Source organism: Streptomyces sp. enrichment culture (genome assembly GCF_964272855.1).
GTDB lineage: Bacteria > Actinomycetota > Actinomycetes > Streptomycetales > Streptomycetaceae > Streptomyces.
On record NZ_OZ186847.1, the window covers coordinates 4,286,199 to 4,300,922 of the forward strand.

General features: G+C 69.6%; 11 protein-coding genes. 4 read left to right on the plus strand and 7 right to left on the minus strand.

The features are described 5' to 3' along the window. Positions 1 to 127 precede the first annotated feature (127 nt). The 3 genes from ACSU6L_RS18575 (at position 128) to ACSU6L_RS18585 (ending at position 3,066) form a co-directional block, all read left to right on the plus strand. The gene (locus tag ACSU6L_RS18575; protein ID WP_073944816.1) at positions 128 to 1,201 is read left to right on the plus strand and encodes a ParA family protein; all 1,074 of its coding nucleotides are present in this window, start codon (positions 128 to 130) and stop codon (positions 1,199 to 1,201) included. Then, positions 1,198 to 2,298, plus strand: a complete 1,101-nt coding sequence (locus ACSU6L_RS18580) for a ParB/RepB/Spo0J family partition protein (protein ID WP_437058222.1) — start codon at positions 1,198 to 1,200, stop codon at positions 2,296 to 2,298. Before ACSU6L_RS18575 ends, ACSU6L_RS18580 begins: the two co-directional genes overlap by 4 nt. A gap of 150 nt (positions 2,299 to 2,448) precedes the next feature. Further along, a complete protein-coding gene (locus tag ACSU6L_RS18585; protein WP_437058224.1) occupies positions 2,449 to 3,066 on the plus strand; it encodes a GNAT family N-acetyltransferase in 618 nt (205 codons plus the stop codon). 116 nt (positions 3,067 to 3,182) lie between these two features. Here ACSU6L_RS18585 and trxA read toward each other — a convergent pair whose 3' ends face one another. The 7 genes from trxA to ACSU6L_RS18620 form a co-directional block, all read right to left on the minus strand. Then, positions 3,183 to 3,515: a thioredoxin gene (trxA, locus tag ACSU6L_RS18590; RefSeq protein WP_073944724.1), complete on the minus strand. Its 333-nt coding sequence runs from the start codon at positions 3,513 to 3,515 to the stop codon at positions 3,183 to 3,185. A 37-nt stretch (positions 3,516 to 3,552) separates the two neighbouring features. Beyond that, the gene (gene trxB / locus ACSU6L_RS18595) at positions 3,553 to 4,524 is read right to left on the minus strand and encodes a thioredoxin-disulfide reductase (protein ID WP_073944725.1); all 972 of its coding nucleotides are present in this window, start codon (positions 4,522 to 4,524) and stop codon (positions 3,553 to 3,555) included. A 185-nt stretch (positions 4,525 to 4,709) separates the two neighbouring features. Continuing rightward, positions 4,710 to 5,657 carry a hypothetical protein gene (locus ACSU6L_RS18600; RefSeq protein WP_437058227.1) on the minus strand — a complete coding sequence of 316 codons (948 nt, stop codon included), beginning with the start codon at positions 5,655 to 5,657 and terminating at the stop codon, positions 4,710 to 4,712. Beyond that, the gene (gene sigM, locus ACSU6L_RS18605) at positions 5,654 to 6,373 is read right to left on the minus strand and encodes an RNA polymerase sigma factor SigM (RefSeq protein ID WP_437058229.1); all 720 of its coding nucleotides are present in this window, start codon (positions 6,371 to 6,373) and stop codon (positions 5,654 to 5,656) included. The genes ACSU6L_RS18600 and sigM overlap by 4 nt, the downstream gene beginning before the upstream one ends. 18 nt (positions 6,374 to 6,391) lie before the next feature. Next, positions 6,392 to 8,098, minus strand: a complete 1,707-nt coding sequence (locus ACSU6L_RS18610) for a serine/threonine protein kinase (RefSeq protein WP_437058231.1) — start codon at positions 8,096 to 8,098, stop codon at positions 6,392 to 6,394. 138 nt (positions 8,099 to 8,236) lie between these two features. After that, complete coding sequence (murJ, locus tag ACSU6L_RS18615; protein ID WP_437058233.1) at positions 8,237 to 10,513, minus strand: murein biosynthesis integral membrane protein MurJ; 2,277 nt, start codon at positions 10,511 to 10,513, stop codon at positions 8,237 to 8,239. Between the two features lie 44 nt (positions 10,514 to 10,557). After that, a complete protein-coding gene (locus ACSU6L_RS18620) occupies positions 10,558 to 12,960 on the minus strand; it encodes a DUF6049 family protein (RefSeq protein WP_437058235.1) in 2,403 nt (800 codons plus the stop codon). Positions 12,961 to 13,217: 257 nt separating this feature from the next. Here ACSU6L_RS18620 and ACSU6L_RS18625 point away from each other — a divergent pair, with 257 nt between their 5' ends. Next, positions 13,218 to 14,660 (plus strand): CCA tRNA nucleotidyltransferase, encoded by a 1,443-nt coding sequence (locus ACSU6L_RS18625; protein WP_437058237.1) that lies wholly within the window; start codon positions 13,218 to 13,220, stop codon positions 14,658 to 14,660. The last annotated feature ends 64 nt before the right edge of the window (positions 14,661 to 14,724 follow it).

The following is a 14,724-nucleotide window of genomic DNA, read 5'->3' on the forward strand; positions in this document are numbered from 1 at the left end:
TCTCGGGTCTCTTGGCGAGGCTCCCGATCTCCCCGACGCCTCATCCCTCGGGAGTGGCACGGAGTTGTCCACAGAGGTGGATTTCTCCACAGAAGACCAGGCCTCACTGGTTCACGACCCCGAAGGCATGGGAGGCTCTGTTCATTGCGAGCCTGAAGTCGAGGAGAGTGAATCCTTGCGGTCCGACGCCAACATCGCGGGACCGATGACCGATCCGGTCCCCGGTCCCCGTACCGAGTCGACGGGGGCGGATGTTTCACGTGAAACACCGCCTCCGATGGACGACACTCCCATCGGTCGTGCTGCCCAACTGGCGGTGGAGGCTCTGGGCCGCGCCGGTGAGGGCCTGCCACGGCCCGAGCAGACGCGAGTCATCGTGGTCGCCAACCAGAAGGGTGGCGTGGGCAAGACGACGACCACCGTCAACCTTGCCGCCTCGCTGGCTCTGCACGGTGCCCGGGTTCTGGTGATCGACCTCGATCCGCAGGGCAACGCCTCCACTGCTCTGGGTATCGACCATCACGCCGAGGTTCCTTCCATCTACGACGTGTTGGTCGACAGCAAGCCGCTCTCGGAGGTCGTCCAGCCGGTCCCCGATGTCGAAGGTCTCTTCTGCGCCCCCGCCACGATCGATCTCGCCGGTGCGGAGATCGAGCTGGTGTCTCTGGTGGCACGAGAAAGCCGTCTGCAGCGGGCGATCCAGGCTTATGAGCAGCCGCTGGACTACATCCTCATCGACTGCCCGCCCTCACTCGGCCTGCTGACAGTCAACGCGCTGGTCGCCGGGCAGGAAGTCCTGATCCCGATCCAGTGCGAGTACTACGCGCTGGAGGGGCTGGGCCAGCTGCTGCGCAATGTCGATCTGGTGCGGGGGCACCTCAACCCCGTCCTGCATGTATCGACGATTCTGCTCACCATGTACGACGGCCGGACGCGACTTGCGTCCCAGGTCGCCGAAGAGGTGCGCACCCACTTCGGTGACGAGGTGCTGCGGACGAGCATCCCCCGCTCTGTCCGCATCTCCGAGGCGCCGAGCTATGGGCAGACGGTGCTGACCTACGATCCGGGATCGAGCGGCGCCCTCTCCTATCTTGAGGCGGCACGGGAAATCGCGCTGAGGGGTGTCGGCATCAGCTATGACGGGATGCACGGCCACGTCGGCGCTCAGAACGACCAGAGCATGGTGGAGGGGATCCAGTGAGTGAGCGACGGAGGGGGCTGGGCCGCGGTCTCGGCGCACTGATCCCTGCGGCCCCGACCGAGAAGACGCCGGCGCAGGCCGCGGTGGGGGGTGCCGCGTCGACGTCTCCCACGGCGGTGCCGGTACTCACCACCGACCGCGGAGTGGCCGCGGCGAAGGTGGCCATGCTGCCGCCTGTTTCACGTGAAACCGAAGAGCCGTCGATCAACGGCGTCGTGGACGTGCCCGCTCCTCCCATGGGCGCTCACTTCGCCGAGATCCCGCTCGACGCCATCAAGCCGAACCCGCGGCAGCCGCGTGAGGTCTTCGACGAGGACGCGCTGGCCGAGCTGGTCACCTCCATCAAGGAGGTCGGACTGCTCCAGCCGGTCGTGGTGCGGCAGCTGGGCGCCGGGCGTTATGAGCTCATCATGGGTGAGCGGCGCTGGCGTGCCTGTCGCGAGGCCGGCCTGGAAGCGATCCCGGCGATCGTGCGGGCGACCGAGGACGAGAAGCTCCTCCTGGACGCGCTGCTGGAGAACCTGCACCGGGCGCAGCTGAACCCGCTGGAGGAGGCGGCTGCCTACGATCAGCTGCTGAAGGACTTCAACTGCACGCACGACCAGCTGGCGGACCGCATCGGCCGGTCCCGCCCGCAGGTCTCCAACACGCTGCGTCTGCTGAAGCTCTCCCCGGCGGTCCAGCGCCGGGTGGCCGCGGGCGTGCTCTCCGCCGGTCACGCCCGGGCTCTGCTCTCGGTCGAGGACTCGGAGGAGCAGGACCGGTTGGCCCACCGGATCGTGGCCGAGGGGCTGTCCGTGCGGGCCGTCGAGGAGATCGTGACCCTCATGGGTTCTCACCCCAAGACCGCTCAGCGGCCGAAGGGCCCTCGCGCCGGCTCGCTGGTCTCCCCGGCGCTGAATGATCTCGCGACAAGGCTGTCCGATCGCTTCGAGACGCGGGTGAAGGTCGACCTCGGTCAGAAGAAGGGCAAGATCACCGTCGAGTTCGCCTCGGTGGAGGACCTTGAGCGGATCCTCGGCACGCTGGCTCCGGGTGAGGGGCCGGTGCTGCAGAAGAGCTTGCTGGAGAGCGACGACGAGGAGTCGGAGGCCTGAGCCTTCGCCTAGTGCGTTCTTTGATCGTGCGCGTGCGGGCCGTGTCCGGTGTGTACCGGAACACGGCCCGCACTTTGCTTTTTGGCGGTATCGATGGAATCGCTTCGTGGATACGATGCGTTCGGGTATAGGAAGCGAGGAACAGCCTTCATGGGGCGTCGGCTCGTACCGCTCACGCTGGACAACCTTGAGGATCTTCCCCAGCGCTGCCGCACGTGTGTCTTCTGGGAGTTGGACCCGGTCAGCGGTGAGGCCGCAGTCAGGGCGGGTACCGCTGCGACGGAGAAGGAATCCTGGATCTCCTCGGTCCTGCTGGACTGGGGCTCCTGCGGCCGGGTCGTGTATGTCGACGACGTTCCGGTGGGGTTCGTGCTCTACGCGCCCCCGGCCTATGTGCCGCGCTCCACGGCGTTCCCCACGAGCCCGGTTTCGCCCGACGCGGTGCAGCTGATGACGGCGTTCATCATGCCGGGCTACCAGGGGCAGGGGCTGGGCCGGGTGATGGTGCAGACGGTGGCCAAGGATCTGCTGAGACGCGGCTTCAAGGCGATCGAGGCGTTCGGTGACGCGCGCTGGAAGGAGTCGGCCTGTCTGCTGCCCGCCGACCATCTTCTGGCCGTGGGCTTCAAGACCGTCCGGCCGCACCCGGCGCATCCCCGGCTGCGGCTGGAGCTGAGGACGACGCTCTCCTGGAAGGAAGACGTGGAGATGGCGTTGGACCGGCTTCTGGGGGCCGTGCAGAAGGAGCCGGCGCTGCGGCCGTTGTAGGGCGGGCCCCCGACCGGGGGCTTCTCTCAGCGATGCTTCGGCCATACGAATGGGCCAGCCCTTTCGGGCTGGCCCATTCGTGTTTCACGTGAAACGTTGCTCGTTCCCGTGGGAGGTCACTCGGCGATGAAGTCCTCGAGGTCGCGGATGATCGCGGCCTTCGGCTTGGCGCCGACGATGGTCTTGGCGACCTCGCCGCCCTGGTAGACGTTCAGGGTCGGGATCGACATGACGCCGTACTTGGCCGCCGTACCCGGGTTCTCGTCGATGTTGAGCTTGACGACCTCGATCTTGTCGCCGTACTCGGCGGCGATCGCCTCAAGGGACGGGGCGATCTGGCGGCACGGACCGCACCAGGCGGCCCAGAAGTCCACCAGGACGGGCTTGTCGTTCTTGAGGACGTCCTGTTCGAAGGAGTCGTCGGTCACGTTCTTGAGGGTGCCGGCCACGGAGGGCTCCTTAACTGATTGTGCGTGGGGATGAGGGTCAGACAGTGGTCTTCTCGGGCTCGGCCTGCTGCTCGGTGTCCGCGAGGGCGGCGAGGAACCGCTCGGCGTCGAGGGCAGCGGAGCAGCCGGTGCCGGCCGCGGTGATCGCCTGGCGATAGGTGTGGTCCACCACGTCACCGGCGCCGAAGACACCGGTGAGGTTGGTCCGGGTGGACGGAGCGTCCACCTTCAGGTAGCCCTCCTCGTCCAGGTCGAGCTGGCCCTTGAACAGCTCCGTGCGCGGGTCGTGGCCGATCGCGATGAACAGGCCGGTCACCGGCAGGTCCGAGAGCTCGCCGGTCTTGACGTTGCGCAGCTTCAGGCCGGACAACTTCTGGTCTCCCTGGACCTCGGCGACCTCGCTGTCCCAGACGAACGTGATCTTCGGGTCGGCGAAGGCGCGCTCCTGCATCGCCTTGGAGGCGCGCAGGGTGTCCCGGCGGTGGACGATCGTCACGGACTTGGCGAAGCGCGACAGGAAGGTGGCCTCCTCCATCGCGGTGTCGCCGCCGCCGATGACGGCGATGTCCTGGTCCTTGAAGAAGAAGCCGTCGCAGGTGGCGCACCAGGAGACACCGCGGCCGGAGAGCGCGTCCTCGTTGGGCAGCCCGAGCTTGCGGTGCTGGGAGCCGGTGGCGACGATGACGGCCTTCGCCTGGTGGACCGTACCGGCGGTGTCGGTGACGGTCTTGATCTCACCGGTCAGGTCGACGGAGACGATGTCGTCCGGGACGAGCTCGGCGCCGAAGCGCTCGGCCTGGGCGCGCATGTTGTCCATGAGCTCGGGGCCCATGATGCCGTCCTGGAAGCCCGGGAAGTTCTCCACCTCGGTGGTGTTCATCAGCGCACCGCCCGCGGTGACGGCGCCCTCGAAGACCAGCGGCTTCAGCGACGCGCGCGCGGTGTACAGCGCCGCGGTGTAGCCGGCGGGCCCCGAGCCGATGATGATCACGTTACGGACGTCGCTCACGGCTTGATTCCTCGTCTCTGGACGGCGTCGTTTGACCGGTGGGAGCTCCTTTCAGAACTCTCACCCCACCCAACGGATCCTAAGGGGCGCGCATTCCCGTTGTGTCCGGGCACACGGGCGGGTGACCGCTATACGAGACGGGCTCCGCGAGCCGTGAAGATCGGGGCCGTGTGAAGCAGTGGGCGTCAGGAACGCTCGTAGGAGTGCTCCAGCAGCACCTTCGCCGTGGTCGGTGAAGGCTGGTCCACACAGGTGGACTCCACGATGTAGGCGGTCACCCGTGAGGGGTCGGCGGGATCGGTCAGGACGACAAGGAGGACGCCCGTCCCCTTGTAGACGCCTGGCTTGCTCGCCAGGGCCGGCTCGTCGCGTCCGATGCCCTGCTGGACGCACTCGGGGACGTCGACCGTGGGCGTCTTGAGGACACGGGGCTGCTCGGAACCGGGGGCCGACGCGACGCCCCACTCCGGAGTGCGGGAGCCGTCCCTCGGCGTGTGCTTCTGCGTCAGGAGATCGGCGACCTGGCTCTCCAGCCGTCCCTCGGAGAAGGTGTCCACGGCGGTGGTCTGCCGTTCCTGGGCAGGCGTGTCCGGCTGGGTACCGGTCAGCGAAGTCCACAGCACGGAGCCCAAACCGAGAGCAGCTGCCGAGAGGACGGCGCCCAGGGCGACGGTCCTGCGACGGCCGTTCCGCTTGCGTTCCTTGCGGCCCGGCCCTGTGGAGGCGGTGCGGGCGCGCCCGGCCGGACGGTCTGCCGCTGTCGATGTTTCACGTGAAACGTGGGCGCTGCCATCGGCCTCGGACGGGCCGTGAGGCACGTCCACCGCCTCCTGCTGCGCCGCGCTGCTGCCAGCTTCCCCGGGTGCCTCGGACGCTGTGGCGCTGAGCAGTGCCTCCGCGGCGAGGGCCGCATCGATCCGGCCGGCGACATCCGCGGGCATGCGCGGAGGCCCCGGCAAGGTGCCGAGCAGGCCCCGGATCTCCTCCAGGGAGGCGTAGACGTCGGCACACAGCTCGCAGTCGTCCAGATGCCGTCGGACGTCCGTTGTGCGGGACGGGGGGAGCAGGCCTTCGGTGAGGTCGGAGATCTCGGTGATGTCCGGGTGCCCGGCCGTGTCCGTCGTTGATGTCACGCTCGCCCACCTCCGCCCTTCACAGCAGCTGAATCGCTCGGCCCGGCATCCTGTGGTCCCGCATCGTGCGGTCCCGCTGCCGGTGGGACGGATGTCCCCTGCGTCCGGTTCCGCTCCTCACCCGGTTGCCTGTCGGTACCGGTGTTTTCCGGCCTCAGATGGGTGAGCAGCGGCAGGAGTCTCGCTCTACCGCGCGCACAGCGGCTCTTCACCGTCCCGGTCGGCACATCGAGGACGCGGGCCGCCTCGGCGACCGGGTAGCCCTGCATGTCGACGAGGACGAGGGCGGCCCGCTGCTCGGCGGGGAGCGTGCCGAGCGCCTCCAGGAGCTGGCGGTGCAGATCGTTGCGCTCCGCCGGTTCCGAGGCCGACTCGTGCGGCTCCAGAAGTTGCTCCAGCCGCTCGGTGTCGTCCACAGGAGCGGTCTTGCGTGAGGCGGCTTTGCGGACGCGGTCCAGGCAGGCGTTCACCGTGATCCGGTGCAGCCAGGTCGTGACGGCCGACTTGCCCTGGAAGGTGTGGGCGGCCCGGAAGGCGGAGACGAGGGCGTCCTGCACCGCGTCGGCCGCCTCCTCGCGGTCGCCGAGGGTGCGCAGGGCGACGGCCCACAGCCGGTCGCGGTGGCGGCGGACGAGCTCGCCGAAGGCGTCGGGGTCGCCGGCGACGTGCCGCGCCAGGAGGACCTCGTCAGGTGCATCGTGATGGTCGCTCTGCACGCCCCCGCCCCCGCCCTTTCAGCTGGTCACCTTGATGTCGACGACCCTGCCGCGGTACTCGCCGGTGTCCGCCTGGAGCGGCAGCTCGGTCAGCCAGACCAGCAGGTACCGGGACTTGAGCTTCTTGTCCGGCTTCAGCTGGACCGTGGTGCCGGTGCCGTCGGCGACCTTCGTGTAACCGTCGAAGGTCTGCGGCTGCGTCTCCCCGTCCGCGGCGCGCAGTTCGACCGATGTGCTGCCCACGAAGGTGACGGTGACGTTCCCGACCTCCTGGACCTTGCCGAGGTCGAGGATGACGCCGACGCCGGACTTCAGATTGCCGAACTTGGCGCCCAGGTAATAGTCCGTCTGCCAGTAGGTGCCGGAAGCGCTGTCGTGGACCTTGCTTATGTCGCCGGGCTTCTCGGAACCGTCGGAGCCGAACGGGTCGAAGTCCTTGGCGCCCTGGATCGCGATGGGCTGCGGCTTCTTCGGCTTCTCGACGTTGTTGTCGTCGCCGTCCGTGGTCTGCGTCTGGTTCGGGTCGTCGGCCTTTCCGCCCTGGTCCATCAGGGCGTCCGCGAGCTGCCAGCTGCCCAGTCCCAGGGCGGCGATCAGCAGGGCCGAGACGGCCCACTTCAGCGCCTTTCCGGTACGGCTCTGCAGCGGGGGCGGCGGGGCGGGGACCGGCTGGGTGACGCCCGGGTGCGGCGCGGTACGGCCGTACGTGCCCTGCTGGTAGGTCGTGCGCTGGTACTCGGGCGGCGCGGTGAACGCCGGCTCCGGCGGGCGGATGCGAGGCATCTCGCTGATCGCCTTGACCAGTTCCTCGGGCGTGGTGCAGGGGGACTCGTGCCGGGACGCGGTCGCGCCGTCGTTGGCGAGCGCGCGCATGGCGAGCTCCGACAGGCCGCGGTGGACACCGGCGCGCACCTGGTCCGGCGGGATGAGCCCGACGTCCTTGGGCAGCCCGGACAGGCCGTAGGCGTCGCTCTCGTACGGCCAGCGCTGGGTGAGCGTGGCGTACAGCAGGGCGCCGATGGCCTCGGTGTCGGAGCGCTGCGGGGTGTCGGAGCTGATGCCGCGCAGGGCGGCGTTCACGGCGAGGCCGCGGATGCGCCACTGCCCGGTGGACGTGCGCAGCACGGCGTTCGGGTTCAGGCGCAGATGGGCGAGGCCCTCGCGGTGTGCGGCGGCCATGGCCGAGGAGAGCTGGCTGACCATCTGGTACGCGTCGTGCGGCTCCAGCGGCCCGGCGGAGAGCAGCGTGGTCAGCTCCGTCGCGTCGGGCAGCCACTCGTGGACGACGTAGACGAGATCGTTCTCCTCGACGGCGTCCAGGACCTGGACGAACCGGGGGTCGCCCAGCAGGGCGGAGGAGCGGGCGGCGGCCAGGACGGAGCGGGCCCGTGTGTGGTCCGCGGGCAGCACGTGCACGCCGACGGCGCGGCGAAGTTTCTCGTCGACCGCGCGCCAGCTGCTGAAACCGTCCAGTCGGGTGACGCACTCCTCCAGCCGGTAGCGTCTGGCGAGCTTGTGGCCGCTGTGCAGCTCGGGCGGCGAGGCCTTCTTCCCGGGACCCTCGGTCCCGCCACTCCCCTGTGCCTCGTCCGGTTCCGTGTTCCGCTCCCGCTTCTGGGCCACCCCGTCGGCCGTGGACTGGTCCGCCTGGTCCGCCTTGGCGGTCAGCGACTCTTCGCCGCTGTTGTCTGCCACGTCGACGGCAGCCGTGCTCCGTTCCGCCACCGTCGTTCCTGCCTCCCCATCCATCGCGCGCCGTACGACCCCGTGCGCGCCGTCCGACGCCGAAACCAATTGTGCCCACAGTCCGCCGCTATGCACGACACACGGCGGCGGACGATGGTTGTGCGCGTACCCCCCGCCTCAGCGGCCCAGGCGTCCGCGCACCATGCCGACCAGCGAGTTCAGCTCCTCGATGCGCATCCGGCGGGCACCGATGTAGAAGATCCCGAGCAGGACGGCTCCGCCGGCCAGCAGCGCGGCGAACGAGCCGAGGACGCCCTGACCGAGGACCTGGGTGATGCCGTAGCAGGCCGCGCCGCTGAGCAGCGCCGCCGGGACCGAGGCGATGCTCAGCCGGGCGTAGGTGCGCAGCACGCGCGAGCCGTCCAGGTCGCCGCCCAGCCGCTTGCGCAGCCGCCGCCAGGCGACGCCGACGCCGATGACGTAGGCCAGGCCGTACGAGGCGGCCATGCCGACCACCGCCCACCGGGCGGGCAGCAGCAGGTAGCAGAGCGCGGACGCGCTCGCGTTGACCGCGGCGACGATGACCGTGTTGTAGAAGGGCGTGCGGGTGTCCTCGTAGGCGTAGAAGGCCCGCAGGACGACGTACTGCACCGAGTACGGGATCAGACCGAGGCCGAACGCCATCAGCATGTAGCCCATGTTCGTGGCCGCGCTCGTGCCCGAGGTGCCGAAGATCAGGGTGCACATCGGGACGCCGAGGGCGACGAAGCCGAAGGCGATGGGCACGATCGCGACGGCGGTCGTGCGCAGGCCCTGGGAGATGTCGTCGCGGATGGCGCCGCTGTCGTTCTCGACCGCCGAGCGGGAGATCCGCGGCAGCAGCGCGGCCATGAGGGAGACGGTGATGATCGCCTGCGGCAGGCCCCAGATCAGCTGTGCGTTGGCGTAGGCGCTGAAGCCGGTGCCGTCGATCTTGGTGTCCACGACCGAGGCGGTGGCCAGCTGGGTGACGACCAGGGCGCCCGCCTGGTTGGCGAGGACGAACAGGATGGTCCACTTGGCGAGCATCGCGGCCTTGCCGAGGCCGTGTCCCCGCCAGTCGAAGCGCAGGCGCAGCTTGAACCCGGTCTCCCGCAGGTACGGGATCATCGCGAGGGCCTGGACGACGAGGCCGAGCAGGACGCCGACGCCCAGCAGGCGCACGCCCTGCGGCGGGATGTTCTCGACGGTCATGCCGGAGTGCTCGGCGGTGCCGTACACCCACAGGAACAGGGCCAGCGTGACGATGATGACGATGTTGTTCAGGACCGGGGTCCACATCATCGCGCCGAAGCGGCCCCGGACGTTGAGGATCTGGCCCATCACCACGTGGATGCCCATGAAGAAGATCGAGGGCAGGAAGTACCGGGTGAAGGTGACGGCGGTGTCGAACGCGGCGGGGTCCGAGGCCAGCGGGTTCGACAGGGCGCGGACCAGCAGCGGGGCGCCGAGCATCGCCAGGCCGGTGAGGACACCGAGGCTCACCATGACCAGGGTCAGCAGCCGGTTGGCGTAGGCCTCGCCGCCGTCCTCGTCGTTCTTCATGGCCCGCACGAGCTGCGGCACGAACACCGAGTTGAGGCCGCCGCCGACGGTCAGGACGTAGATCATCGTCGGCAGCTGGTAGGCCACCTGGAAGGACTCGCCGAGGAGCATCAGGCCCAGCGCCGAGACGATCATCGCCGAGCGGATGAAGCCGGTGAGGCGGGAGACCATCGTGCCCGCCGCCATCACGGCGCTCGACTTCAGCAGGCCGGCCGCCCGGCCGCCCTTCTTCTGCGCGGGTGCCGGTGGGGTCTCGGGCTCGGGCGCCTGCTCCTCGTGGCGCGGGTACTGCTCCGTGGGCTCCTGGTAGTGCCCGGGCGCGGCGTACTGCTGTGCCGGTGCGTGGCCCATGGCCGGCGCGGCGGCCGGACCCGGCACCGCGGGGTGGTCCATCGAGGGGGCGCCGGTGTGCTGCTGGTCGCGGAAGAGGTGCGCGAACGCGTCGTGCTGCGGGGCCTCCTCGCCGGCCTGGGTGACCAGGTCGTCGACGCCCACGTAGTGGGTGGTGCGCGGGTCGTCGCCGTAGGGCAGGTACTGGGTTGCGCCGTCCGGCTCGGGGGCCGGGGGCTGCGCCCAGATCTGCGGGTCGGGGGCGTACGGCGACTGCGGCGGCTGGGCGTACAGCGGCTGCTGGGGCGGGTAGGTGCCCGGAGGGGGCGGGGGGTGCGCGGCACGGTCGTACAGCGCCTCGGCGACCGGGTCCTGGGCGGTGAGGTCCTGTGCCCGGTAGGGGTCCTGGTCGTAGGCGTCCTGGAGGTACATGTCCGCGGGGTGCTGCGGCGGCACCTGGCCGTGCTCGGGCGGCGGGCCCTCGGGGTAGCCCGAGCTGCCCACGGCCTGGCCGTGGTCACCGTCATACGGCGCGTTCATGCTTACCCCACCTCATCGTCCCGGGCCCACCGGCCACGACATCCTCAACGGTCCACTCTCTCACCCGTGCCGGATGGGTCTGCGTTTTCCGCTGCGGTGTCCGGTGTCGGGTCACTCGGCTGCTCCGGGTCGTCTTCCCCGGGCCGGTTGCCGGACTCTTCAGTGAGACGGTCGTCGGGGTCTTCTGGGTTCTCGGACGCGTCGGCGGGCTTCTCGGCGTCGGCTGGCCCGTCGTTCCCGTGCGGGCCGTCCTGCCCGGCTTCCCGGGCCGCCGCGCGCTTGCGCTGGGTGTACATCCGGAACCCGGCGAGGACCAGCAGCAGGACACCGCCGCCGATGACGAGCATCACGGTGGCCGTGATCTCGGTGACCTTCACGTCGAACGTGACGGCCTCACCGTACGGCTGCCCGTCCTCCGTGAACAGCTGGGCGATCACCGTGACCCGGCCGTTGGCGTTGGCGGACGTGTCGAACTTCACCGACTGGCTGTGCCCTCCGGAGACGGACACGGGCTGCTCGTCGTAGGTCTTGTCGCCGATCTCCAGCCGGGTCGGGCTGGTGGAGGTGAGGCGCAGCACCAGGTTGTCGACGCCCTGCACCAGGTTGTTCTGGACGGTCACCGGGATGGTGGCGCTGCGGCCGGAGAGCTTCGTCTCCGACTTCTCGATCAGCTTGACCTGCTCGGCCAGTTCGTCGAGGTAGCCCTCCACCCCGTTGCGGTAGCTCTGCGCCTCGGTGGAGCGGCCGTGCCACGACGTGGACATCTCACGGTTTATGGCCCGCCCGAAGGGGGTCACCACGCGCAGCGGGAAGCTCAGGATCACCTTGAAGTCGTCCAGCTTGTCCTGCGTGGTCGCGATCTGCTCGAAGGCCTCGCGGGGCAGTTCCTGCTTGCGCAGCGCGGAGGGGTACGCGGAGGCCGGCGGGACCTTGGTGGTGGCGGCGGAGTCCGGCTTGGCCTCCGCGGCGGCCGACAGTTCCTGGGTCTCGGTCCAGGTGCCGCCCTGGAGGGCCGTGACCGCCTCCGCCATCGCCCGGGCCTGGCTCGCGGTCGGCATGCGCTGCGGGGCGACGACGATGCTGCGCTGCTTGCCTGTCTGGAGGTTCAGGGCGAGGCTCTGGGCGAGGAACCGCTGCACGGCGAGCGTGCTCGCGGACGCCTTCGTCAGATCACCCTCGAACGCCGTCGACAGCCGTTCGTCCGCGACCACCGCGGTGGTGCCGCTGCCGATGGGACGGGCCGCGGACGGCGTGTACGGCAGGCCGCTGGTCTCCTGGAGGCTGTCGCTGCGCGCGATCACCTTGTCGGCGCCCGCGGAGGTGGCCACCTTCACGATCGACGGATCGACCGCCCCGTCGATCGGCCAGGCGAAGTCGGTGTTCGGCTGCACATGGAGGATCGCGTCGACGGTGGTGGCGGCGACCTCCGTGGCCGCCTTGAACTGGTTCAGCGAGCCGGTGACATCCGTGCCGTTGTGCGCCAGTGAGGCCAGATCCGGATCGGCGAAGGGCAGTGCGACGACCTCCTCGCCGGCCACTGCGCGCTGCAGGTCGGCGAGCCACTGCCGGGCGACCTGCTGGTGGCCACCCGGCCGGGTGTCGTCTCCGTCCTGCACCTCGTAGCCACGGGTCATGGCGTCGACGGACGCCAGCAGGTCCGGGTCGATGACCCAGGTGATGTCGAGGTCCTTGCCGAGCGCGACCATCTGCGCCAGGCGGCCGCCCGGCGAGATCTCCTTGGCGAGGTCGCGGTCGTCGAGGAAGACCGGCGTCTGCTGCTCGTTCGATCCCGTCTCCGCCGTCATGTGAGCGGAGGAGACCAGCGGCCACATGACCGTCGTCTTCGTCGTCGGGTCCGCCTCGTCGGGCTGCCACGGCAGGAGGGTCCGCTGGAAGCCCAGCACCTGCTCCCAGGACTGCGCGGAGGTCTCACCGCTCAGGGCGACCGTGAACGGGTAGACGCCGTCGCCGCCGAGGTCCAGCTCGTCGACCGGCACGGAGATGCTGAAGTGCTGGGCGACGCCCGGGGCGAGCTTGTCGAACTCCTGCGTGTAGTCGTCGCCGACCACGGTGCCGTCGACGTAGCCGGTGTTCTTGGCGGCGTCGTCGATCGCCGAGCGGGTGTTCAGCTCGGGGCCGACACGCAGATCCACATGCGCGTCGGTGACCGTGTCCTTGCCGTTGTTGGTCACCGTGCCCGAGACGGTCAGGGTGTCGCCGTCCGTCGGGACGGCGGGGCTGAACGAGTCGAGGGCGACCGCCACCGTGCGGGAGCCGCCGGAGTCCGCCTTCGCGGAGGTCTGCCCGGCGGCGTCCGCGGCCGGCGCGGCGGGCAGCTGGAACAGCCCGGCCAGCAGGGGTGCCCCCGCCAGCAGCGCTCCGGTGCGCAGCAGCCACCGGCGGGCAGGTGAGGGACACGTCCCCTGGAAGTCTGCCGCCTCGGCCACGCGCTCGCCCGTCCCTCGTCGTCGTCAGTGGTCGTCGGAATGTGCGTCCACGCATGGTAACGAGGTGCGCTGAGACTAAGTGCCGCGGACTGCGCCAGAAGATCGGGGGACTCCGGTCCGCCGTCCCGTATGTGCACGATAAAGGGGAGCGGTGGAGTACGTCACAAGGGCTGCCCTTGGGCGGGTATCGGCGGAGAGATTGTCGCGGTGCTTATCGGGGCGCCCGAGGCCGTCCAGGGCACGTACCCTCTTCTGTTGTGCCGAACGCCAACGAAGAAACCACCAGCGCCCTCAGCCAGGAGACGCACCGTGCGGTGAGCGAGCCGCTGCGGGTCGCCCCTGTCGCCGACGACCTCGCCCGCCGATTCCAGGAGGCCGGGTTCTCACTCGCCCTGGTCGGCGGTTCGGTGCGGGACGCGCTGCTCGGCCGGCTCGGCAACGACCTGGACTTCACGACGGATGCCCGCCCCGAGGACGTGCTGAAGATCGTACGGCCGTGGGCCGACGCCGTATGGGACGTCGGTATCGCCTTCGGTACGGTCGGCGCGCAGAAGGACGGCTACCAGATCGAGGTGACCACCTACCGGTCGGAGGCCTACGACCGGACCTCGCGCAAGCCGGAGGTGTCGTACGGCGACTCCATCGAGGAGGACCTCGTCCGGCGTGACTTCACGGTGAACGCGATGGCGGTGGCCCTGCCGGAGAAGAAGTTCATCGACCCGCACGGTGGTCTCGACGATCTCGCGGCACGGATACTGCGCACCCCGGGCACGCCCGAGGACTCCTTCTCGGACGACCCGCTGCGGATGATGCGTGCGGCGAGGTTCGCCGCACAGCTCGACTTCGAGGTGGCCCCCGAGGTCGTTACCGCGATGACGGAGATGGCCGGACGGATCGAAATCGTCTCGGCCGAGCGGGTCCGGGACGAGCTGAACAAGCTGCTCCTGTCCGCGTACCCCCGCAAGGGACTGACGCTGCTGGTCGACGCCGGGCTCGCCCGGCATGTCCTGCCCGAGCTGCCGGCCCTCCGTCTGGAGCGGGACGAGCACCACCGCCACAAGGACGTCTACGAGCACACACTGATCGTCCTGGAGCAGGCGATCGCGCTGGAGCATGAAGGCCCCGACCTGACGCTCCGCCTGGCCGCGCTGCTGCACGACATCGGCAAGCCGCGCACCCGCCGCTTCGAGAAGGACGGCCGGGTCTCGTTCCACCACCACGAGGTGGTCGGGGCGAAGATGACCAAGAAGCGCATGACAGCGCTGAAGTACTCCAACGAGCTGGTCAAGGACGTCTCCCGACTCGTCGAGCTGCATCTGCGTTTTCACGGCTACGGCACCGGTGAGTGGACGGACTCCGCGGTGCGCCGTTACGTCCGGGACGCGGGCCCGCTCCTCGACCGGCTGCACAAGCTGACCCGCTCGGACTGCACGACGCGGAACAAGCGCAAGGCGGCCGCGCTCTCCCGGGCTTACGACGGTCTGGAGGACCGCATCGCCCAGCTGAAGGAGCAGGAAGAGCTGGACGCCATCCGGCCCGACCTCGACGGCAACCAGATCATGGAGATCCTGGGCATCAAGCCGGGCCCGGAGGTCGGCCAGGCCTACAAGCACATGCTGGAGCTGCGGCTCGAGAACGGGCCGATGGGGCACGACGAGGCGGTCGCGGCGCTCAAGGAGTGGTGGGCCGCGCAGGGCTGAGCGCGTGAAAGAGGGGTCATGTTTCACGTGAAACATGACCCCTCCACGAGGCTCGCGGGAACCC